The 22030-nt window shown below is 52.6% G+C and carries 23 protein-coding genes and 1 tRNA gene; 14 read left to right on the forward strand and 10 right to left on the reverse strand.

From position 1 onward, the window contains the following. Positions 1-73 precede the first annotated feature (73 nt). Complete coding sequence (gene rnhA, locus SPM24T3_RS17710; RefSeq protein WP_009638170.1) at positions 74-541, reverse strand: ribonuclease HI; 468 nt, start codon at positions 539-541, stop codon at positions 74-76. 70 nt (positions 542-611) lie between these two features. Between rnhA and dnaQ the strand changes: the two genes are divergently transcribed. Next, complete coding sequence (gene dnaQ / locus SPM24T3_RS17715) at positions 612-1361, forward strand: DNA polymerase III subunit epsilon (protein ID WP_009638171.1); 750 nt, start codon at positions 612-614, stop codon at positions 1359-1361. Positions 1362-1512: 151 nt separating this feature from the next. Next, positions 1513-1589 (forward strand) — tRNA-Asp (locus SPM24T3_RS17720). A gap of 60 nt (positions 1590-1649) precedes the next feature. Here SPM24T3_RS17720 and SPM24T3_RS17725 read toward each other — a convergent pair. Continuing rightward, positions 1650-3155 carry an NCS1 family nucleobase:cation symporter-1 gene (locus tag SPM24T3_RS17725; protein WP_009638172.1) on the reverse strand — a complete coding sequence of 502 codons (1506 nt, stop codon included), beginning with the start codon at positions 3153-3155 and terminating at the stop codon, positions 1650-1652. Positions 3156-3331: 176 nt separating this feature from the next. On the opposite strand from SPM24T3_RS17725, the gene SPM24T3_RS17730 reads away from it, so the two are divergent. The 4 genes from SPM24T3_RS17730 to SPM24T3_RS17745 all read left to right on the forward strand — a co-directional run bounded on the left by SPM24T3_RS17730 (position 3332) and on the right by SPM24T3_RS17745 (position 6298). Further along, positions 3332-4072 (forward strand): GntR family transcriptional regulator, encoded by a 741-nt coding sequence (locus tag SPM24T3_RS17730; protein ID WP_009638173.1) that lies wholly within the window; start codon positions 3332-3334, stop codon positions 4070-4072. Next, the gene (locus SPM24T3_RS17735; protein WP_009638174.1) at positions 4072-4827 is read left to right on the forward strand and encodes an aspartate/glutamate racemase family protein; all 756 of its coding nucleotides are present in this window, start codon (positions 4072-4074) and stop codon (positions 4825-4827) included. Before SPM24T3_RS17730 ends, SPM24T3_RS17735 begins: the two co-directional genes overlap by 1 nt. A 59-nt stretch (positions 4828-4886) precedes the next feature. After that, positions 4887-5828 (forward strand): allantoinase PuuE, encoded by a 942-nt coding sequence (gene puuE, locus SPM24T3_RS17740; protein ID WP_009638175.1) that lies wholly within the window; start codon positions 4887-4889, stop codon positions 5826-5828. Positions 5829-6001: 173 nt separating this feature from the next. Then, positions 6002-6298, forward strand: coding sequence for a chorismate mutase (locus SPM24T3_RS17745; RefSeq protein WP_009638176.1), 297 nt, complete (start codon positions 6002-6004; stop codon positions 6296-6298). 45 nt (positions 6299-6343) lie between these two features. Here SPM24T3_RS17745 and celB read toward each other — a convergent pair whose 3' ends face one another. The 4 genes from celB to SPM24T3_RS17765 all read right to left on the reverse strand — a co-directional run bounded on the left by celB (position 6344) and on the right by SPM24T3_RS17765 (position 9880). Then, positions 6344-7708, reverse strand: coding sequence for a PTS cellobiose transporter subunit IIC (celB, locus tag SPM24T3_RS17750; RefSeq protein ID WP_009638177.1), 1365 nt, complete (start codon positions 7706-7708; stop codon positions 6344-6346). Between the two features lie 143 nt (positions 7709-7851). Next, positions 7852-9159 carry a 6-phospho-beta-glucosidase gene (locus SPM24T3_RS17755; RefSeq protein ID WP_192807958.1) on the reverse strand — a complete coding sequence of 436 codons (1308 nt, stop codon included), beginning with the start codon at positions 9157-9159 and terminating at the stop codon, positions 7852-7854. Next, positions 9155-9448 carry a PTS lactose/cellobiose transporter subunit IIA gene (locus SPM24T3_RS17760; RefSeq protein ID WP_037379063.1) on the reverse strand — a complete coding sequence of 98 codons (294 nt, stop codon included), beginning with the start codon at positions 9446-9448 and terminating at the stop codon, positions 9155-9157. The genes SPM24T3_RS17755 and SPM24T3_RS17760 overlap by 5 nt, the downstream gene beginning before the upstream one ends. A gap of 126 nt (positions 9449-9574) precedes the next feature. Then, complete coding sequence (locus SPM24T3_RS17765; protein WP_009638180.1) at positions 9575-9880, reverse strand: PTS sugar transporter subunit IIB; 306 nt, start codon at positions 9878-9880, stop codon at positions 9575-9577. Positions 9881-10272: 392 nt separating this feature from the next. On the opposite strand from SPM24T3_RS17765, the gene SPM24T3_RS17770 reads away from it, so the two are divergent. Beyond that, entirely contained in the window at positions 10273-11424 is a 1152-nt protein-coding gene (locus SPM24T3_RS17770; protein WP_009638181.1) for a MurR/RpiR family transcriptional regulator, read from the forward strand. Positions 11425-11508: 84 nt separating this feature from the next. Here the strand turns inward: SPM24T3_RS17770 and hpxZ are convergent, their stop codons facing one another. The 4 genes from hpxZ to SPM24T3_RS17790 form a co-directional block, all read right to left on the reverse strand. Next, positions 11509-11892 carry an oxalurate catabolism protein HpxZ gene (gene hpxZ / locus SPM24T3_RS17775; protein WP_009638182.1) on the reverse strand — a complete coding sequence of 128 codons (384 nt, stop codon included), beginning with the start codon at positions 11890-11892 and terminating at the stop codon, positions 11509-11511. Between the two features lie 32 nt (positions 11893-11924). After that, positions 11925-13322, reverse strand: coding sequence for an AtzE family amidohydrolase (locus SPM24T3_RS17780; protein WP_009638183.1), 1398 nt, complete (start codon positions 13320-13322; stop codon positions 11925-11927). Beyond that, entirely contained in the window at positions 13319-13519 is a 201-nt protein-coding gene (gene hpxX, locus SPM24T3_RS17785; RefSeq protein WP_009638184.1) for an oxalurate catabolism protein HpxX, read from the reverse strand. The genes SPM24T3_RS17780 and hpxX overlap by 4 nt, the downstream gene beginning before the upstream one ends. A gap of 80 nt (positions 13520-13599) precedes the next feature. After that, the gene (locus SPM24T3_RS17790) at positions 13600-15186 is read right to left on the reverse strand and encodes a gamma-glutamyltransferase family protein (protein ID WP_009638185.1); all 1587 of its coding nucleotides are present in this window, start codon (positions 15184-15186) and stop codon (positions 13600-13602) included. 197 nt (positions 15187-15383) lie between these two features. Here SPM24T3_RS17790 and SPM24T3_RS17795 point away from each other — a divergent pair, with 197 nt between their 5' ends. From SPM24T3_RS17795 to hpxK, 7 genes are all read left to right on the forward strand, one after another. Continuing rightward, the gene (locus SPM24T3_RS17795; protein ID WP_009638186.1) at positions 15384-16223 is read left to right on the forward strand and encodes a MurR/RpiR family transcriptional regulator; all 840 of its coding nucleotides are present in this window, start codon (positions 15384-15386) and stop codon (positions 16221-16223) included. Positions 16224-16478: 255 nt separating this feature from the next. Continuing rightward, a complete protein-coding gene (locus SPM24T3_RS17800; protein WP_009638187.1) occupies positions 16479-17270 on the forward strand; it encodes a transporter substrate-binding domain-containing protein in 792 nt (263 codons plus the stop codon). 40 nt (positions 17271-17310) lie between these two features. Then, the gene (locus tag SPM24T3_RS17805; RefSeq protein WP_009638188.1) at positions 17311-17976 is read left to right on the forward strand and encodes an amino acid ABC transporter permease; all 666 of its coding nucleotides are present in this window, start codon (positions 17311-17313) and stop codon (positions 17974-17976) included. A gap of 2 nt (positions 17977-17978) precedes the next feature. Next, on the forward strand, positions 17979-18629 hold the full coding sequence (locus SPM24T3_RS17810) for an amino acid ABC transporter permease (protein WP_086013235.1): 651 nt from the start codon (positions 17979-17981) through the stop codon (positions 18627-18629). After that, a complete protein-coding gene (locus SPM24T3_RS17815) occupies positions 18629-19378 on the forward strand; it encodes an amino acid ABC transporter ATP-binding protein (RefSeq protein WP_009638190.1) in 750 nt (249 codons plus the stop codon). The genes SPM24T3_RS17810 and SPM24T3_RS17815 overlap by 1 nt, the downstream gene beginning before the upstream one ends. Before the next feature lie 166 nt (positions 19379-19544). Further along, a complete protein-coding gene (locus tag SPM24T3_RS17820) occupies positions 19545-20756 on the forward strand; it encodes an alanine--glyoxylate aminotransferase family protein (protein ID WP_050956179.1) in 1212 nt (403 codons plus the stop codon). Continuing rightward, positions 20756-22012: an allantoate amidohydrolase gene (hpxK, locus tag SPM24T3_RS17825; protein ID WP_009638192.1), complete on the forward strand. Its 1257-nt coding sequence runs from the start codon at positions 20756-20758 to the stop codon at positions 22010-22012. The genes SPM24T3_RS17820 and hpxK overlap by 1 nt, the downstream gene beginning before the upstream one ends. The last annotated feature ends 18 nt before the right edge of the window (positions 22013-22030 follow it).

Raw genomic sequence — 22030 nt, forward strand, 5'->3', positions numbered from 1 at the left:
AGAATAATGAAGGTTTAGGCTTTGTTGTGAAGCTGCACACACAACATCAGGCGCGTGTGCAGAGGTCAAGGCGTTATTTTTCAGGCTGATAGCCGACATCTTCCAGCGTAGGATTACCGGCAGCAACGCGCGCCAGCTCGTCACAGCGCTCATTCTCCGGATGCCCGGCATGGCCTTTGACCCACATCCAGTTCAGAGTGTGGGTTTGAATGGCGGCATCCAGACGTTTCCACAAATCGACATTTTTAACCGGTTTTTTATCTGCCGTTTTCCAACCGCGTTTCTTCCAGTTATGGATCCACAAAGTAATGCCCTGTCGAACATACTGACTGTCGGTGCTCAGCGTCACGTCGCACGGCGTGGTTAATGCCTCCAGCGAGACAATCGCCGCCATCAGCTCCATGCGATTATTCGTGGTCAGACGATAACCGGCACTAAAGGGTTTTTCGTGTTCTTTGTAGCGCAATATTGCGCCGTAACCACCGGGTCCCGGATTGCCGAGGCAAGATCCGTCGGTGAAAATTTCTACCTGTTTGCGCATCTCTGGTAGACTCTTCCATCAGAATGTAAAAGCCAAGTCTGACATAAACGAGCGCTATGAGCACTGCAATATGCTAACTACCCCTACAAGACAGATTGTTCTCGATACCGAAACCACCGGTATGAATAAGCTGGGTGTCCACTATGAAGGGCACCGGATCATCGAAATCGGTGCCGTTGAGGTAATCAACCGGCGTTTGACCGGTCGCAATTTCCATATGTACCTCAAGCCGGATCGCCTGGTCGACCCAGAGGCGTTTGGCATTCACGGTATCAGCGACGAATTTCTTGCCGACAAACCGACCTTCGCCGAAATTGCCGATGAGTTCCTTGAATATATTCGCGGTGGCGAGCTGGTCATCCACAATGCCAACTTTGATATTGGCTTTATGGACTACGAATTCGGCATGCTGGGACGCAACATTCCCAAAACCGAAACCTTCTGCAAGATAACCGACAGCCTGTTTATGGCGCGCAAGCTGTTTCCCGGCAAGCGCAACAGCCTCGATGCGCTCAGTGACCGTTATCTAATCGACAACAGCAAGCGAACCCTGCACGGCGCATTGCTTGACTCCGAAATCCTCGCCGAAGTCTATCTGATGATGACCGGTGGGCAGACGCTAATGAAGTTCTCCCACGAGGGCGAGCAGAATACCGGTGCCGATGGTCTTGATATTCAACCCATTATGCGTCCGGCATCGGGTTTACGGGTGCTGCTGGCCAGCGACGAAGAATTGGTCGCGCATGAATCGCGTCTCGATTTGGTGCAGAAGAAAGGCGGCAGCTGTTTATGGCGTCCTGCGCCACCGGCAACTGAATAAAACTAATGGCTTTTTGGCGGTTAAATCACCGTGATGACGAAATACTAGGCGAATGAATTTTTTTGGCAGAAAAAGCATTGACGGAATCACTGACCAACCGTAATATTCGCCTCGTTCCAGTGACATGGAGCGGCAGTAGCAGTAAGAAAGTGGAGCGGTAGTTCAGTTGGTTAGAATACCTGCCTGTCACGCAGGGGGTCGCGGGTTCGAGCCCCGTCCGTTCCGCCACATTCAGAAGCCCTGATTCAGCAATGAATCAGGGCTTCGCTGTTTCTAGACCAGCCTAAACTATTCTTTGCCCAGTTCGGCTTTTACATAACCCATTGAAGTACTGGCCGCGCGATCGTGACGGGCAATAAAGCGATAGAAACCGCCCGACAAGAATGCCCCGATAAACCAGCTAAAGTTCGCCACCTGATGCAGGCTCGGTGTAAAGCTAATGACCAGCCCAATCAATACCGCCGGGATAAGTGAACCGATTGCTTTCGGGTTGAAGCCATTGCGATACCAGTAACGACCAGCAGGCGTGGCGTTGAACAGCGCATCAACGTCAAGATGACCGCGTTTGATTAAGTAGTAATCTGCCAGCAAAATCCCAAACAGTGGACCGATAAAGGCGCCCAGCACGTCCAGCGTGTAGTGGATCAGCTCTGGTGATTGGAACAGGTTCCACGGAGTCAGCAATACAGAGCCGACAGCGGCAATCATCCCGCCGGTGCGGAAACTGATTTTCTGCGGTGAACAGTTGGAGAAATCGAACGCGGGTGACACGAAGTTGGCAACAATATTAATGCCGATAGTGGCAATAATCATAGTCAGCAGGCCGAGTGCGACAGCAACGCTGTTACCCACGCGGCTGACAGTTTCAATCGGGTCGGTGATCATGGTGCCAAACAGCGATTGAGTTCCCGAAACAATCACTACAGTGACGATTGAAAACAGCAGGAAGTTAAACGGCAGGCCCCAGCGGTTACCACGGCGAATTTCGCTCATGTTTTTACCGTAACGCGAGAAGTCACCAAAGTTGAGCAGCGGACCTGAGAAGTAAGAAACCACCAGCGCAGTCGCGGTGATCATCTCCCAGGTTTGCTGTCCAACGCTCAGTGATTTACTGGCCAGGGTAAAGGAGATATTGCTCAGACCGGTTTTGTACACAATCCAACCTGCCAGCATCAGCATCACCACATAAACTGCTGGACCGGCGACGTCGATAAAGCGCTTGATGGCGCTCATGCCATGCCAGAAAACCATCGCCTGCAGCACCCACATCACGCCAAAACAAATCCAGCCCAATGCAGAAAGGCCTAGCCAATGCGGTACAGTCAGCGGATTAAGCGCCGGGAAGAATTTCAGTAGTACCAGCATCAGCGCGCTTGCTGCCAGATAAGTTTGGATACCGTACCAGGCAAAAGCGATCAGCCCACGAATCACCGCCGGAATATTGGCCCCGAACACGCCAAACGCCTGACGACAAATAACCGCGTAGGGAACGCCCGCTTGCTGGCTTGGTCTGGCCACCAGGTTGGCGCACAGCTGCACGATGCAAATCCCGCACAGCAGACAAATCAGCACCTGCCAGCTTGCCAGCCCGAGAGTAAAGAAGCTTGCGGCAACCACGTATCCGCCCATGCTGTGTACGTCTGACATCCAAAATGAAAATATGTTGTACCAGCTCCAATTCTGATCGCGAGTTGGCGCCAGATCGTCGTTGCATAGCCTTGGGCTATAGTGCGGTTTGATGATACCAGCACTTAATTCCGGGGCTGCCGCAGAGGTGTTTCCCTTGTTTGGCATAAATCGTGCTCCTGTCATAACAACATTTGAAAGAAGAGAGGCCGGTGTCCGGCAATCCAAAAAATTAACCATTCAAATGTTCATTGCAGGAATTAGGCCAAATCTCATTTTTTGTATACAAAAAAAGAATTTCATGTATACGATAAGTTATATGTTCGGTATACGGAGTAGTGACGATGACCAGCTGGAATGGCCTGAATACGGCTTACTTTACTGAGGATAAGGACGACCACATTTACAACGCATTGGTAAAATCGATCGTTGAACATAAACTTTTACCAGGCAACAAACTGCCTGAAGAAGCGTTGGCTGAAGCGTTTTCCGTGAGTCGTACCGGGATCCGTCGCGTGCTACAACGCCTTGCCGCAGTGCAGCTGGTGACACTTTTGCCCAAACGTGGTGCGCACGTCACGGTTCCTGATGCAGAAGAATCACGCAGCGTCTTTACTACACGCAAGATTTTAGAGTGCGCCAACATGAGCGAAGTTGTGGCGCACTGCCAGTCAACACATCTGGCGGCCATGAAGAAGATCGTGAGTGAAGAGAAGAAAGCCCACGAAGATCGCGACGGTACAGCGGCGATCCGCCTTTCGGCCGCTTTTCATGTGCAGTTACAGGCGATTTCGGGCAATAAAGTGTTAACCGAGACTGTTTCCCAGCTGACGTTGCGATCCTCGCTGGCGATCGCCGCCTGGGGCGCTCCGTGGCAGCAGGGATGTCGTTGCCACGATCACGACGATCTTTTAGATCTGCTTAAAAAACGTGATGCTCCGGCGCTCGCGGATAAAATGGCCCGCCATTTTGACAATATCGTTGCCAGCCTGCGTTTTGAAAACAACGAAGGCCCGACACCCGACTTTACGCAGATGTTTTCCAGCATTGCGATGCCGCAGACCCACGATAAGGAAGCGCAGTAATGGCCGAATCCTCCCCCCGTTCGCTGTGTATACAATTAATCAATCCCAATACCAGTATGGGTATGACCGAAGTGATGGCTGCAACCGCGCGTCAGGTTGCTGCGCCGGGAACTGAAATCCTCGCTGTATGCCCAGAAGAGGGCGCGCCCTCGATTGAGGGGCATTTTGATGAGGCAATTGCAGCGATTGGCGTTTTACAGCAGGTAAAGGCAGGACGCGAAGCGGGCGTTGACGGGCACATCATTGCCTGTTTTGGCGATCCTGGATTGCTCGCCGCGCGTGAAATTGCCCGAGCACCGGTGGTGGGCATTGCCGAAGCTGCGATGCACATGGCGACACTCGTGGCGACGCGTTTTTCTGTGGTTACAACTTTGCCACGCACTCTGGTGATTGCCCGTCATCTTTTGCATCAATACGGTTTTGAGCGTCACTGTGCAGCCCTTCATGCGATTGATCTTCCAGTATTATCTTTGGATGATGGCAGCGGAATCGCACAGCAGAAAGTCCGTGAACAATGTATTAAAGCTAAACAACATGACGGCAGCGGAGCAATTGTTCTTGGCTGCGGTGGCATGGCCGATTTGGCGCAAGAGCTGACCCTGGAACTGGGTATTCCGGTGATCGACGGCGTGAGTGCCGCGGTGCGCCTGATTGAATCCCTGCATGCTCTGCGTCTGACCACCAGTAAATTTGGTGACCTCGATTATCCGATTTCCAAACCCCTTTCCGGGCGCTTTAAAGATCTGAATAACTGATTGGCAGGCCCTATAAAGCCATTTAAGACCCTAATAACTGGCAACAAGCAGAGAATCTTATGTCTGATATTGATTACAGTTTCATCCAGGATTACCCGCGCGATTTGATTGGCTATGCTGGCCGTCCTCCTCACGCTCAATGGCCGAACGATGCGCGCATTGCCGTGCAGTTTGTGCTTAATTATGAAGAGGGTGGCGAAAATAATGTTCTGCACGGCGATGCCGGTTCCGAGCAGTTTCTTTCCGATATTATTGGTGCCGCGAGTTTCCCGGACCGCCATATGTCGATGGATTCTTTGTATGAATACGGTTCTCGTGCTGGTTTCTGGCGTATCCATCAAGAGTTTCAAAAACGAGGTCTGCCGTTAACGGTGTTTGGCGTGGCGATGGCGCTGGCGCGTAATCCTGAAGTGGTAGAAGCGATTAAGCAGGCGGATTACGACGTAGTGAGCCACGGCTGGCGCTGGATTCACTATCAAGATATGAGCGAGCAGCAAGAAGTCGAGCATATGCAGAAAGCCGTGGCAATTCTGGGCGATCTGTTTGGCAAAAAACCGCTGGGCTGGTACACCGGTCGCGATAGTCCAAACACTCGCAAGCTGGTGGCCGAGCACGGTAGTTTTCAGTATGACAGCGATTATTATGGCGATGATCTGCCGTTCTGGACGCCGGTAAAGCTGGATTCCGGCGAAATCCGCCAGCACCTTGTTATCCCTTATACTCTTGAAACCAACGACATGCGCTTCGCCTCGCCGCAGGGTTTCAATACCGGTGAGCAGTTTTATACTTATCTGAAAGACAGTTTTGACGTGCTTTACGCCGAAGGGGAAACCTCGCCAAAAATGATGTCAATCGGCATGCATTGCCGCATTTTGGGCCGACCGGGGCGTTTTCGCGCCTTGCAGCGTTTCCTGGATTACGTTGAATCACATGACCGCGTGTGGGTCTGTAAACGTCAGGAAATCGCCGATCACTGGGTTAAGCATCATCCGGCGAAGTAAATCATCCCGATCCTCCAAAGCTAAACACGCTCTGCTTATTTTTATAGCCTTTTCAATGAAGGACTGAATAGGCAGAGCCGTCGGCCTCGCTTTTGCCTTTCGATTTAATACTAGATTTAACCCGAATTGCCTGTAATCTAACGAACTCATGTACTAGTTATGGAGATCGTTAAGTGGAGTTTTCGTCAATTCAGGATGTCAGAAATCAGATCGACCAACTTGATAATGAACTGGTCAGACTGATCGCCCAGCGCGGAAAATGTGTCAAGGCCTCTGCGGCGTTTAAAACCGACCACACTGACGTGCGCGCGCCCGATCGCGTTCAGCAGGTGCTCGATAAAGTGTGTATCAAAGCCGCCGATGAAGGATTGCCCGAAGAAATTATTGAGAAAGTTTACCGCACAATGATCGGCGCATTTATTGATTATGAGCTCGAACAGCATCAGAAGCTGAGGCGAGAGCAAGCCTGATGCTTTGCAGGCCGAGTCTTTATAAGCTCTCGGCCTGCAATCAGTTTACCCTACCGTGACTTTGCCATTCACTTCGGCCTGAGCCGCCTGAGTGGAAATGTGCTGCTGCTCTTCGCGATATTTCTGTTTGTCCCATACGCGGAAGAACGGGTAGTAAATTACCATCGAGATAGCCAAATTCACCACCTGAATAACCGTGCCGGAAATATGCCCGCCGGTTGCCAGATAGCCGCTGATGAAAATCGGTGTAGTAAACGGTAAAGCAATGCCCACTGGCGGCGTGACCAGGCCGGTCGCCATCGCGGTGTAGGTGACGATTACCAGCACCACCGGCGTAAGGATAAACGGCAGGAAGAAATACGGGTTCATTACCAGCGGAATACCAAACACCATCGGTTCACTGATATTAAACAGGCAGCCCGGTGCAGCGATGCGCCCCAGCTGTTTCATCTGCGCACTGCGACTGCGGATCAGCATAAAGATCACTAATCCCAACAGTGCCCCGGTTCCTCCCGGCGCTATCCATAAATCATAAAATTGCTGGGTAATAATGTGCGGAATCGGCTGGTTATTTTGAAACGCAGTCAGGTTCTCGGACATATTCGACAGCCAAATCGGCTGGATAAATACCAGCACGATGGCATCGCCGTGCAACCCCAGCGTCCATAGCAGCCCGATGAGAACTACCGAGAAAATCATGCCCGGCAGAGTGCCGCCAATGTGATGCATCGGAATGCCGATAATCGTGGCGATCATGGTATTAATATCGCCGAACGGCGTGGCCTCGACAATCAGCCTCAGCGCCAGCACTACCGCTAATACGCAAAAGCCCGGCACCAGACTGAGAAACGATTTTGCCACCGCAGGCGGAACACCCTCGGGCATAGTGATCACCAGGTCACGATTGTGTACAAAACGGTAGATCTCGGTGGAAAGCAGCGCAATGAGAATTGCCACAAACAGGCCCTGACTGCCGATAAAATTCATGGGCAGAACGCCTTTCACCATCATCGCTTCTGCGCCAACCACTGGAGCAAATAAAGTATGCTGTGGAATGGTCAGCAGAAAGGCCACCAGGGATACAGCGCCCGTACTTAATGGGTCCAGCCCGCGATACTTTTCTGCCAGCCGATAGGCAATACCGAAGCTGGAGATAATTGCCATAATATCGTAGGTGGCTTTAACAGGATAAAGCAGCTTATCGCGCCATGCTGCCCCGAATAAATCCCCCATGAAATTGGCATAGCTAGGGAAGGGGAGATAGGCAAAAATAAGAAAGAACGATCCAATCAGCATAAACGGCATGTTAAGAATAATACCATCGCGAACGGATAATATATGTTTCTGCCCGGCTATTTTTAATGCAGCCGGTAATACGTAACGCTCTATTAGTGTATTTATATTAGCCATAGTCCCCCCTTTCTTTTATCTTTATATTTCAATCCGCAGATTGGTAGGTTTCTTGTCTTCAACTCAGCTAATGAGTAGAGTCAGCCGTTGAGTAGCCATGGAGTTACCGCCTTTCTGCGAATCGAAATATTTTGGTAAAAGTATTAATTAAACTGCGGTAAGTAACGACGATTAAGTGTGAGTACTTCTTCAAGCATTTCTTCTGCAATATTGGCATTGCCAATTAATGGATTAGTAACCAGTGCCAATATTGCACTTTTCCTGCAGCCTTTTACGGCGGCTTCAATAGTCAGGCGTTCAAAATCCTTTATCTGCTGAGTTAGTCCATTCATAGCCAACGGCAGAGGACCAAATGACAAAGGGTGAGCGCCCTGTGCATCAATAACACAGTTAGTTTCAACAACCGCATCAAAAGGAAGTCCTGCAATTGCCCCCTTATTTTGCGTATTGACCACTAACACTTTACCGGAATTACCGTGAATGGCGCGGATCAGTTCGACGGCTACTTCGGAATAAAAAGCCCCACCGCGAAAATTAAGCTGTTCGGGTTTTTCAGCCAAATTGGGATCGGCATATAGTTTAAACAGCTCGGCTTCCACCTTCATCACCTGCTCGGCGCGAGTGCCGCGCTCGGCTGCCACTGTAAACTCCTCGGCCAGCATCGCCTCGGTCTGATAAAAATAGCGATGATATGGGCAAGGGATTGCGCCCAGCGCGCGCAGGAAAGCCGGTGGCCAGGGAGTATCTTTAATGTTGTTCATAGTTAGCGTTTCACCGTTGCACAGTCGCTCAATCACCGACTCGGTGACATCTTCTCCGCGCAAAGTCACCTGATGCACCCACACCATATGGTTGAGTCCGGCAAAACGTAGCTCGACATCTTCATAAGCCGCCTTGAGCATATTGGCGACCATGTGATGCATGTTCACTGGCACGTTACAAAGCCCGATGATTTTAGCCTTGCTATGGCGGCTAACGGCTTCGGTAACAATGCCCGCAGGGTTGGTAAAGTTTATAATCCAGGCATTTGGCGCAAACTTTTCCACCGCGTCGGCGATATCCAGCATCACCGGTATAGTGCGCAGCGCCTTGGCAAAGCCGCCGACGCCGGTGGTTTCCTGACCCAACATGTTGAATTTAAGACCTAGCCGTTCATCCGCTGCGCGGGCGGCGAGCTGTCCGACGCGCAGTTGAGTCAAAACAAAGCTGGCACCGCTTATCGCCTCCTCCAGTGAAAAATGCACTGTAACTTTGACTTGCTCAAGCCCGTTGCGAGTAAACATTCGCCGTGTCAGGTCGGCAATAATTTGCACCTTTTCTCGTCCGGCTTCTACGTCAACCAGTGCGAGTTCGCTTAAGCCGATTTCACCGTGATGCTGAATAAGTCCATCGACAAGTTCGGGCGTATAGCTGCTGCCACCGCCGATAACGGTTATCTTGGTCATCTCAATTTCCTTGTGGGTTACGGCGATACAGTTCAATCATATCGCTGGCGAGTTCCTGAATAAGCATGGCGTTCATCAAGTGATCCTGCGCATGAACCAGAATCAGACTCACGGGGATTTTCCCTGTTCCTTCATCCAGACCAATTAATTCAGTTTGTATTTTGTGCGCAGCAGATATAAATAATTTGGCCTCGTCTACCAGAATCAGTGCATTACTAATTTTACCTCCTCTAGCCTCGCGCAGGGCACTCAATAATGCGCTGCGCGCGCTACCTGCCTGCACTAATAATTCCATCAGCTTATTTTCTAAATCTGCGCTTTCTAATATTGAATTTTCCAGCGTCACAACAGCTCCTTGAACAGTGGCGTCATTATCTTTTGGCTGAAAATAGGTAAGTTTTATTATCTAATTAATCAGAGGTCAGGAAATATGGCTCAAAGCTTGATCTAATACTTTATCGCCGCGCATGGTGCCGTAATCCATCATATTAATGACTTCAACCCGTTTGCCGTGAGTGGCGGCAATATCAGATAAGCGAGCGTGTTCATATTTAACCTGTGGGCCAAGTAAAACGATATCCGCCAAAGAAATAATTCTCTCGAATTCGGCAACCGGAACCGCTTCAATGTCGATAGACAATTGACGCTTATTGGCCTCACTTTTCATTTTTTGCACCAGCATACTGGTAGACATACCGGCGGCGCAGCATAGGAAAATCTTTTGCATAATTCATTTTCTCATTTGTAGGATTCAGTGGCCGTGGAAATATAAAACGCCAGGCGAGAGGTGAAGTAAATAGGCTAATTCATAGGTTTTAATTATGACTTTGAATAAAAATCATATAAAACAGTTGGATAGGTTAAATATGTGAGTGAAATTTTTTTTCATGATTGTGATCTGCGATTTATTTTTGCGTAGGCAAGTTTAATGGTTCTATTAAATTATATATTTATCAATTGGTTGTGTTTTTATGATGTATCTAAAAGCAAATCGAAATAATAGTTAGATAATCCCTTTGAAAATTATTTTCATTTTGCTAGTCTGAGCTTAGAGAAGACGCTGTGCAAAAATTATGCGGATTATCAGGGTAGATGCAGCACGTCGTCACCAGCCGATGAATGAACAAGGGCAACTTAGCAGTGGATATTGTTTATCAAATTCAATTCTTGCAGGGAACCTTCAGCCGGCAGGAAAAAAAGGTCGGCAAGGTTATTCTCGAAAACCCGGCTTTCGCCTCTGCTGCCACGTTGGAGCAATTGGCGGCGCGCGCAGGAGTGAGCACCGCGACGGTAGCGATTTTCGCTAAATCGTTGGGTTGTCAGGATATTAATGATTTTATGACTCACATGCGGGCACAGCATTCGCCGCCAGCGTCAAATACGCTGGTCTCGAAACCCGTGCCTGGCGGGACAGATATCGCTTTTGCTTCCGCGACTTCGCTAGGTAAATTGCCCGGTGTCAGTGCCGAGATGATGCGTCGGTTTGCTAAATCAATCGGCTACGAAGACATTGGCGATATTATTTATCAGATACGCGCGCAGCAAAATCAGCTCAGCCAACAGGAAAGCAAGGTCGCACAGGCGATCCTCGACGATGTTGCTTTTGCCTCTTCGGCCACCATTGAGCAGCTTGCCTCGCAGGCTGGAGTGAGTCCGGCGACCATTACCCGTTTCGCAAAATCTATGGGCTGCGACGATATTCGCGATCTGCGAATGAAACTCGCGCAGGCCAGCGCGGTGGGTTCGCAATATATGGCGGCTCAGCCGGTAAAATCTGCCGCTTCAGGTTCTGAATCATGGCAGCAAAATATTAATCAACGTCAACAGCAGGCAAATCGTCAACTGGCAGCTTTTGACGAACAGGCATTTTTACAGGCGGCAGCAACAATTTCAGCGGCAATTAAGGGAGTGTATATTTTCTCGGCCGAAAGCCGTTGTACGCTGTTTGCCAGTGAGTTGCAGAGTCGATTACTGCGCGCGGGTCATCCGGCTTATGCTTTTCATGATGCAGAATTGATGCGGCTGAGCGCGACTGTTCTGACGGCGCAGCAGGCGGTATTGATACTTTCGGTGGGCACTGAAAACCAGGGATTAGCCGAGATTGCGCGGCTTGCGGTCAGTTCCGGCGCACAGGTTATCGCCATCGTACCTGAGAATTCACCGGCAGCCGCGCGGGCCAGTACGTTGCTGGCCATCGAAGAAAGCCCGCAACAGGCTTTTGGCTCGTCAGGAATGTTAATGGCGATAGACCTGTTGCTGGAGAAGCTCTGAGTCGTTTGCTCCCACATTCCAGCCTTCCCCCGCAGGCGGAGGGAAGGGGGTTTAAATCCCTGACTTTTATATAAAAATAGGAATTTAGATCATCAGGCTCACGTGTGCGGCCACTATCCGCCAGCCGCTGGGCATTTTGATCCAAGTCTGCATCTGGCGGCCAGTTTTATCGCTGCCTTCGCGACGAAACTCGGTGCTGGCGATCGCCATATCGTCGCCATAAGTCGTGATCACCGTGTTTTGCAGGCTGCGATCCAGACCCTGCGCCGGACGTGAGGCGCGAAACTCACGGATCTGATCGATGCCATACAAGTTCTCACCGGCCCCAAAGCGAACAGTGCGTGGGTCATGCCAAAAAAGTTCATCTAATACCACAGTATCGTTAGTGATAAGCGCCTGCTCGTAACGATAAAAAGCCGCATTCACTTCTGCCAGGATCGCCGGACGATCGATATTTTCACTTTTCATTTTTTTCTCGATGCTCATTTAAAAACACTTTATCAGCCAACCAGCGAAGCGCTGGCACTGACGATCCCCTGTTGTTCCAATGCCCAGGCCGCGCGCAGGCATAAATCTTCGCGCCACGGCGGGGCTATCAACTGTAAACCAATCGGCAGCCCATTGGCAGTTGTTAATGGCACCGAAACTACCGGCAGGCCGAGGAATGAAATGGGTTGAGCGAGCATGCCCATGCTGGCGCGCGTTGGCAGCGAAACGCCGTTGATTTCAATGCTTTCTTGACCAATGATTGTCGCCGGGCACGGAGTGGAAGGGGCGATCAAAATATCCCAGTGTTCAAACATCGGCAGAACTTGCTGCTGGAACTGGTGGCGGAAACGCTGCGCCTGCACGTACCAGGCTGAAGGGATCATCGCCCCGGCCAGCAAACGCTCGCGCGACAGCGGCTCAAACTGTTCGGGAATAGTGCGTAACAACGGCAAATACTGATTACCGCCCTCGGAAGCGGTGATAATAAATGCCGCTGAACGGGCGAGTTCGGCCTGAGGCATTTCTACTACTTCCTGAGCTTCCAGCGCCTGTGCCACACGTTTCACCGCAGCTTTGGCATCATCGTTACACCAGGTATCGAAATAGCCGCCCAATACGGCAGTACGCAAACCTTGCTGACCGCGAGAAAGCTGTGAAAAAGTTTCTACGCTCGGCTTATGCGCCTGAAATGCGTCACCAGCATCAGACCCCTGCAAGGCATCGTAAACTAGCGAAAGATCGCTGCTGCTGCGCGCCATCGGGCCGATATGATCCAGGCTGGCGACAAACGGCTGGCTACCGCGTCGGGAGATGCGCCCGAAAGTGGGTTTCAGGCCCAGAATGCCGGAGAGCGAAGAGGGGACACGAATCGAACCGTTGGTATCGCTGCCGAGTGTAAAGTGCACCAGTCCGGCGGCCACCGCAGCGGCGGATCCTCCCGAAGAACCACCCGCAATGCGTGTGAGGTCGCGCGGGTTATGGGTCGCGCCATAATGGCTGTTTTCAGTGGTAAAACCGTAGGCGTAGGCATCCATGTTCAACATACCGGACAGCAGCGCGCCTTGTTCGGCCAGACGAGAAACCGTCCAGGCATCTTCTTTGGCAACCGGATTGCTGCTGTTGAGGCTCGCCCCGGCCAGAGTGACCTGACCGGTAACGTCCAGCAGGTTTTTCACTGCGTAAGGCACTGCGGCCAAAGGCGGTAAGGTCGCACCGCTGGCGCGTAGTTTATCAATCTTGCCTGCTTCACTGAGCATGCGTGCATGAGTGACATGAGTGTAAGCGTTTATCGCTGGATCGGCTTTCTCGATGTTGTCCAAGGTTTGCCGGGCAATCTCGGTGGCTGAAACTTCGCCGTTTTTGATTGCCTGCTGAATGTCGTTAATGCTGGCCTGATGTAAAGGTTTCATGCGTGATAAACCCCGGCAATTTCCAAGCGCGGGTCCAGCGGCAAGTCCATCAAAGGCTGCGCCATTTGCGCGATGCGGGTGAACTGATTGAGTAGCTCCTGACGGCGAGTGTCGTCCAGTTCCAGAGCCAGCACGGCTTCCATCTGGCTGATATAGGCCGCCCAGTCAGCCGGTGCTGCAGCAGGTGTCGCTTTCATAAATTTTCCTCTCATCGATCCCCGCCTCTTTTGCGTTGGAGCAGGGCTAAGGTTGGGGAGTAAACACTCCCTTCTGTAAATTAAAAACCCGCTGCGCTGCCGTTGCTGCGCGGATCGGAGGCGCCTTCGAACATGCCGTTGGTATGGCGAATAATTGCCCCGGCATGGCCGACGGCCTCGCTGAATTCAGGAAGCATCTCGACGTCGTGACCGCGTTGACGTAAACCAGCCAGCGTTGCGTGACTGAAGCGGCTTTCAAGTTTCAATGAATCTGAACTTTGCCCCCAGGTTCGGCCAAGTAACCAGCGCGGGCCGCTAATGGCTTCCTGTAACGATTTACCCTGAATAATATGGCGGATAAACACGGCTGCCTGTGTCTGTGGCTGGCCGTCTCCACCCATCGAGCCGTACACCATGGTGCGGCCGTCGTAAAGGCGCGCAGCGGCTGGATTCAAAGTATGGAATGGTTGCTTGCCCGGAGCCAGAGCCAACAAATGATCGGCATCAAGGCTGAACGATGCACCGCGGTTCTGCCACATGATGCCGCTGTCCGGCAAAATAACGCCGCTGCCGAATTCGTGATAAATACTCTGGATAAATGACACCGCCAAACCGCTGCTGTCCATCACACCCATCCATACCGTATCGCCCGGCCCCTTGCCTTTGCCCCAATCGGCGGCACGATGAGGATTAATACGCGTCGCCAGCGCATCGAGGTAGGCGGGGTCGAGCAGTGCCTGTGCATCTTGAGACATGATGCGCGGATCGGTAATAAAGCGGTCGCGCAGGCCAAATGCCAGCTTGGTGGCTTCAACAATGCTGTGGATGGTGGCGCCTTCGTCCATCGCCTCAAGATTCAGGCGGTCAGTCAGGCCGAGAATGGCCAGTGAGACCAGACCCTGCGTCGGCGGTGTGAGGTTGTAGATTTCGCCTTTACTGTGTTTGAGTTTCAGCGGCGTGCGGCGCTGCGGATGATAGTAGGCCAGGTCATCACGGGTAAGCGGCATGCCGAGCTTTTGCATATCTGCGGCCATGCTGTCAGCCAGCGAGCCGCGGTAAAAACTGTCTAGCCCTTCGTCGCATAATTGCAGCAGCGTAGCGGCCAGTCGCGGTTGGGTGAAACGACTCCCGCACAATGGCACTTGCCCATGCGGCACAAAGACTTCGGCAAACGATGGCATGAATTCCAGTTCGTGGCGCTTGCTACGGGTCGCCGCTTCCTGCGAGGCGGTGACTGGAAAACCGTCGGCCGCGTAGCGAATGGCGTCTCGCAGTAATCGGGATAACGGCTTTTGCTCGCCGCCGAATTCCGCTGAAACCTTTAGCGCTTCCTGCCAGCCGCCAACGGTGCCTGCTACTGTCAACGCAGCTTTCGGCCCGCGATGCGGAATGTGGCTTTCGCCGGCATAAAAATCCAGCGACGCCAGCGAGCCTGCGGCACCGCTGGCGTCGATAGCCACCGGATTGCCCTGCGGCGGCACGATTAACCAGAAACCATCTCCGCCAAGACCATTCATGTGCGGATAAACCACCGCAATGGTCGCAGCGGCGGCTACCATGGCCTCAATGGCATTGCCACCCTCACGCAGAACCGCCAATGCACTCTGGCTGGCGAGGTGGTGAGGGGTAACCGCCATACCCAGCGGGGCGCTGTTGCTGTTAATCATGCCATCTTCCTTTTCAAAATCGGATTGTATTCGTTTCTCTATTCATACAAGCAAGAGGTGTTCCAGATCCTCCCCTTATGGATAAAAATTTAAAAAATGTGAACCTCGGCAGGAGATAAAGCCGATAAAATTAATTTGCCCAAGCCAATACTGGGCGTGTTATCTTCGGCTGAAACGATGGTTACAGGAAACAGCAAATGAAACAGATCGATGAACGTCTGCGCGGATATTACGCCGAGCTTACGCCGCAGGAACAGCGGGTTGCCGATTTTATCTTCGATCACATTGATGACCTGATGAGCTACAACAGCGCCGAGCTGGCGCGGCTTAGCGGCGTGTCCAAAGCCACCGTCAGCCGCTTGTTCAAACGCCTCGGCTACCCGAGCTATCGCGACATGCGCGATGAAGTGCGCACTTTGCGCCAGAGCGGGATGCCGTTGACTGACAGCCGTGATGCGGTGCAGGGCAACACGCTGCTGTCACGCCATTACAAGCAGGAAATGGCCAACCTGACGCAGTGGATTAACCAGATTGACGGCAGCCAGTTTACTGCGGTGATCACCGCGCTAAGCCTGGCCCGACAGGTGCGTTTGCTGGGATTGCGTAACAGCTATCCGGTCGCGCTACACCTGCGCCAGCAGCTGTTGCAGGTGCGAAATCAGGTGATCATGATGCCGCAGCCGGGCCAGACGGTGTCCGAGGAGTTGGTGGATCTAACGCCGCAAGACGTGGTGGTTTTTGTCGCCTTCCGTCGCCGCCCGCGCACCGCCCGCGCGATTCTCACCCAGCTGCAGCAAATGAATGTTCCCGTGCTGCTGATTTGTGAACCGCAGGCGCAATCACTGATCCCGTTGGCGCGCTGGCATCTTGCCGCCTCGCTGGACAGTGTTTCAGCCTTTGACTCTTACTCCGCCGCCATGAGTCTCGCCAATTTACTAAGTAACGCCTTGCTGCATGAAATGCTGGCCTCTGGTCGTCAGAGAATTCATCAGATAACTGACCTTTATAACGATCTGGACGAGCTGGAACAGCGCTAGACAGATCAAAATAAAGCCCTGAATTGGTGCTTTTGCACAATAAAAGTGCGCCATGTTTTTTCGAGTTTGCTCATTTTGCTCCACTCCGGGGCAAAGTTCGTTTCACGTCCGTTGCTTATTTCCCCTTGTAAATCTTGAGCTAGCGCAGTATTGCTGCGCCATCGGCGCTATTTTAATTTTTTGGCACATTAGTTGCAGAATGCCTGGAATAAGAATCTATCGTTTCATAAACTATTAAATCCCGGGGAGTCGTAAATGAAGATGAACAAACGGTTGTTGGCGTGGGTAGGTGCAGCGATGTTGATGGTTCAGGCACCGCTGGTGTTGGCCGATCAGTTACAAGATATTCAACAACGTGGCGTGCTGCGCGTGGCGATCCCGCAGGACTTCCCGCCGTTCGGCTCGATTGGCACCGATATGCAGCCGCAAGGCTACGATATCGACATGGCCCATTATCTGGCCGACAAAATGAAACTTAAGTTGCAATTGGTGCCAGTCTCCAGCGCCAACCGCGTGCCATATTTGCAGACCGACAAAGTAGACCTGGTTATCTCTAGCCTGGGCAAAAATCCAGAGCGCGAAAAAGTTATCGATTTCAGCAAGGCCTATGCGCCGTTCTTCCTTGGCGTATTTGGTGCCAAAGGCGACGCACTCAGCGATGTTAAGCAGTTGTCTGGTAAATCTATCGGCGTAACTCGTGGGGCCGTAGAAGATTTGGTATTAAGCGATATCGCACCTAAAGACGCCAAAATTGAACGTTACGAAGACAACAACACCACGCTGTCTGCTTATCTGTCAGGTCAGGTGGAGTTTATTGCCACCGGTAATCTGGTCGTCGCGGCGATTGCCCGTCAGAACCCGCAGAAAGCGCCTGAATCCAAAGTGTTGCTGAAAGACTCTCCGTGCTTTATCGGCATGCGTAAAGACGAACCGGCATTGAAGGCGAAAGTTAACGCGTTGATCGACCAGGCATTGCAGGACAAAACCTTAAACACTTTGTCTGAAAAATGGATGAAAGCCCCACTGCCAGCCAATCTGGGTGCCTGATCTGCCATGAAAAAACTGTCGCGCGCAACGGAGGATCTTCATGACGTATCAGCTTAATTTCACAGCATTATGGCCCTATCTGCCACAGCTTTTGGCCGGTTTATGGACCACCATCGAGCTGACATTCATGGCGACTATCGGTGGTATTGCCATCGGTATCCTTGGCGCGGCGATTCGCTGCGGTAACAAGGTCGCACTGCGCCGCGCGTGGGGCGTATATGTGGAAGCTATCCGCAACACGCCTTTCGTGGTGCAGCTATTCTTTATCGTGTTTGGTTTACCGACTCTGGGTCTGAAAATGACCGCCGGTGAGGCTGCGTTGCTGGCAATGCTGATTAACCTCGGCGCATACAGCACCGAGATTATCCGCGCCGGTATTCAGGCAACGCCAAAAGGGCAGTGGGAGGCCGGGCGCGTGCTGGGCCTGACCCGCAGCCAGACTTTCTTTCGGGTAATTTTGCCGCCGTCGTTGAAACGTATTTATCCGGCGCTGGTGAGCCAGTGCATTATCGTGATGCTCGGATCGTCGGTGGTGTCGCAGGTGTCGTATCAGGAGCTGACCTTTGTTGCCAGCCTGATCCAGTCGCGCACTTTCCTGAGTTTCGAGACTTATTTCGTCTGTACGCTGTTTTATCTGGCTCTGTCGATTGCCATGCGTCAGCTGTTATTGCTCGTCGGACGCCGCTTCTTTGGGAGTTACAGTTGATGATGACCTTTACCGACTGGGACATTCTGCGCAATCTGCTGCTCGCGTCGCGCTGGACTATTATGCTGTCGCTGGTGGCGTTTATTGGCGGCACGGTGGTGACTATTCCACTCATTTTGATGCGCCTGACGCGCCGCCGCTGGCTGGTCAATGTCGTGCGTGTCTATGTTGAAGTTTTTCAGGGCACACCGCTGCTGATGCAGCTGTTTCTGGCGTTCTTCGGACTGGGCCTGTTTGGCATCAACGTCAGCCCGTGGACTGCCGCCGCCTTTGCCTTGACCTTTTATTCCAGCGCGTATCTGGTCGATATCTGGTCCGGCAGTATTGATGCTTTGCCAAAAGGACAGTGGGAAGCGTGCCGCTGCCTTGGTCTGAGTTTCGGCCAAACTCTGTGGCGAGTGATTGCTCCACAGGCGCTGCGCATCGCCATCGCGCCGACGGTGGGATTTTTGGTACAGGTCATCAAGGGTACCGCGCTGGCGTCGATTATCGGTTTTGTCGAGCTGACCAAGGCCGGAACCATGCTTAACAACGTGACCTACGAGCCGTTTAAAGTCTTTGGATTAGTCGCCTGCGGCTATTTCCTGATGTGTTATCCACTCTCTCTTTACAGCCACTATCTGGAAAGAACATTGCTTGGAGATAAAAAGTAATGCCGCTGATCACTATAAATCAGGTTCAAAAATATTACGGTCAGAACCATGTACTGAAAGGCGTGGATCTGGATATCGAAGGCGGTGAGGTGATTTGCATCATTGGCCGCAGTGGCTCGGGTAAAAGTACGCTGCTGCGCTGCATGAACGGCCTCGAAGCCTATCAGGACGGCAGCATTAAACTCGGCGGCATGACTATCTCCAGTCGCGATTCACAGGCGCGTGAAATCAGCCGTTCGGTGGGTATGGTATTCCAGAACTTCAACCTGTTCCCGCACATGACTGCGCTGGAAAACGTCATGCTGGCTCCGCGCCGGGTGCTGGGTAAAAGCGCCGCCGAATGCCGCGAGCTGGCGATTCAGATGCTGACCAAGGTCGGGCTTGCCGATCGCGTGGATTATTATCCGGCTAATCTGTCCGGCGGCCAGCAGCAGCGCGTCGCCATTGCCCGCGCGCTGGCGATGAATCCCAAAGTTTTACTGTGTGATGAAATTACCTCCGCGCTCGATCCCGAGCTAGTGGGGGAAGTCTTGAAAGTGTTGGAGCAGCTGGCGGCAGAAGGTATGACGCTGGTGCTGGTAACACACGAAATGAATTTTGCCCGCGAAGTCGGGGACCGCGTGGTGTTTATGCATCAGGGTACCGTCTGGGAGCAGGGCGAAAGTCGGGCGCTGTTTGCCAATCCGCAAACTCCCGAATTTAAACAGTTTATTGCGTCGGTGCGTGGCCTGAACGAAGCCACCTCCTAATATCCTTTATCTTTCAGGATGCAGAGTCAGTTAATGGGCAAGCACTGAGATGCCGCCTGCCTGAATCTCGAATGATGTTGGATATTTAATAATGCTTTGATTAAAAAGGATAATTACTGTGGATATCTCAAAATTAGGTCAAATCAATCCGCCTAACCGCCTGCTGATGGGGCCGGGCCCGATCAACGCCGACCCTCGCGTGCTGCGAGCAATGTCGAGCCAGCTGCTTGGCCAGTACGATCCGGCGATGACCAACTACATGAATGAAGTCATGGCGCTGTATCGCGCGGTGTTCAAAACCGAAAATCAGTGGAGCTTCCTGATTGACGGCACCTCGCGCGCTGGAATCGAAGCCGTGCTTCTGTCAGGCATTCGTCCGGGCGATAAAGTGCTGGTACCGGTATTTGGCCGCTTTGGCCATCTGCTGTGCGAGATTGCTCGCCGTTGCCGCGCTGAAGTTCACACTATTGAGGTGCCGTGGGGCGAAGTGTTTGACCCGCAACAGATTGAAGATGCAATTAAATCGGTTAAACCGCGCTGGCTGCTGACTGTGCAGGGCGACACCTCCACCACCATGCTGCAACCGCTGGAACAGCTGGGCGAAATTTGCCGTCGTCATGGCGTGCTGTTTTACTGCGATGCTACGGCGTCGATTGCCGGAAACGCGCTGGAAACCGATGCCTGGGGTATTGATGCAGTTTCAGCCGGTTTGCAGAAATGTCTCGGCGGCCCGTCTGGCAGCTCGCCGGTGACGATCAGCCCGAAATTCGAAGAACAAATTCGCCGCCGTAAATGCATCGAGGAAGGGATCCGCACCGCCGATCATTCTGACGGTGACGAAGAGATGATCTACTCCAACTATTTCGATCTCGGCATGATCATGGACTATTGGGGCCCGGAGCGCCTAAACCACCATACCGAGGCGACCAGCATGCTGTTTGCCGCCCGTGAATGCGCTCGCGTGATCCTCGAAGAAGGTCTGCAAAACACTATCGCGCGCCACAAGCTGCACGGCGACGCGCTGCTGGCCGGTATTCAGGGCATGGGGCTTGAGGTGTTTGGCGACCTTAATCACCGTATGAATAACGTGCTCGGCGTTGTTATCCCGCAGGGCGTGCACGGCGAGCAGGTTCGTTCAACTATGCTCAATGATTTCGGCATTGAGATCGGCACCTCGTTTGGCCCGCTGAGCGGCAAAATCTGGCGTATCGGCACCATGGGTTACAACGCGCGCAAAGACTGTGTGATGCAAACTCTGGTCGCGCTGGAAGCCGTGTTGAATCGTCTGGGCTTCGCTTCTAAATACGGCGCAGGTTCTCAGGCGGCGTGGGATCACTATTCCCTGGCAACTCATACCAGCGTGGCAGGAGGCCAGTAATGATTGCAGCCATCCCATTGAGTACAGAAGCAGAGCAGGCGGCGCTCAGAGTGATGGCACGGTGCGACACGCTGGCCGAACTGAGCGAAACTCCGGGCGAACTGACCCGCGTTTATCTCTCCGCTCAGCATATTCAGGCTAACCGGCTGGTTGGCGAATGGATGGCCGCGGTGGGCATGACGACCTGGCAGGACAGCGTGGGGAATATTTGCGGGCGCTATGAAGGTCTTGACTCGCAGGCTCCGGCGCTGCTGCTAGGCTCACATCTCGACAGTGTTCGCAACGCGGGTCGCTATGATGGCCCGCTGGGTGTGCTGACCGCGATTGAAGTGGTCACGCATTTACATACGAAAGGCATTCGCCTGCCGATGGCGGTGGAAATTGTTGGTTTTGCCGACGAAGAAGGCACGCGTTTTGGCATCACTCTGCTGGGAAGCCGCGGTCTGACCGGCACCTGGCCACAGGACTGGCTGCAACGCACTGATGCGCAGGGTATTTCTGTCGCCGAGGCGATGCTCGGTCTGGGGCTGAATCCAGCCGATATTTTAACCTCACAGCGCGATATCAACGATTTCTGTGCCTATCTTGAGCTGCATATCGAACAGGGTCCTTGCCTGCAGGCGGCCGAATTACCGCTGGGCGTGGTAACGGCAATCAACGGCGCGCGCCGCCTTAACTGCGGCTTTATCGGGCATGCAGGTCACGCTGGAACCGTGCCGATGGGGCATCGTCAGGATGCACTGGCCGCCGCCGCTGAATGGATGGTAGCCATTGAAACCCTGACGACAGCGCGGGGTAAAAATCTGGTGGCAACCGTCGGACATATCCAGAGTTTCCCCGGCGCGGTGAATGTGATCCCCGGTGAAGTCAAGCTGACCCTCGATGTGCGCGGGCCGGAAGACGTTGCGCTCGGTGAACTGCTGACCACGCTGCTGGACAAAGCCAAAGAAATCGCCGCTCGTCGTGGCCTGACTTTCAACGCTGAACAGTTTTACGGTATTCAGGCTACGGTTTGTGATGCGAGCCTGCAACAGCGACTGGCGCAAAGTGTGGAGGCCCTGCAAGGCGCATCAATGCCATTGCCAAGTGGAGCAGGGCATGACGCTATCGCCATTGCCGAACGTTGGCCGGTAGGCATGCTGTTTGTTCGCTGCAAGGATGGCATCAGTCATCATCCGGATGAATCCGTGACTGTTGAAGACGTGGCTTACGCGACGCAGTCCTATATCGATACGGTATTAAGCTTTAATCAGTAAAAAATCAGCAATTACTCA

This window comes from Serratia sp. M24T3 (assembly GCF_000257645.1).
Lineage (GTDB): Bacteria > Pseudomonadota > Gammaproteobacteria > Enterobacterales > Enterobacteriaceae > Rouxiella.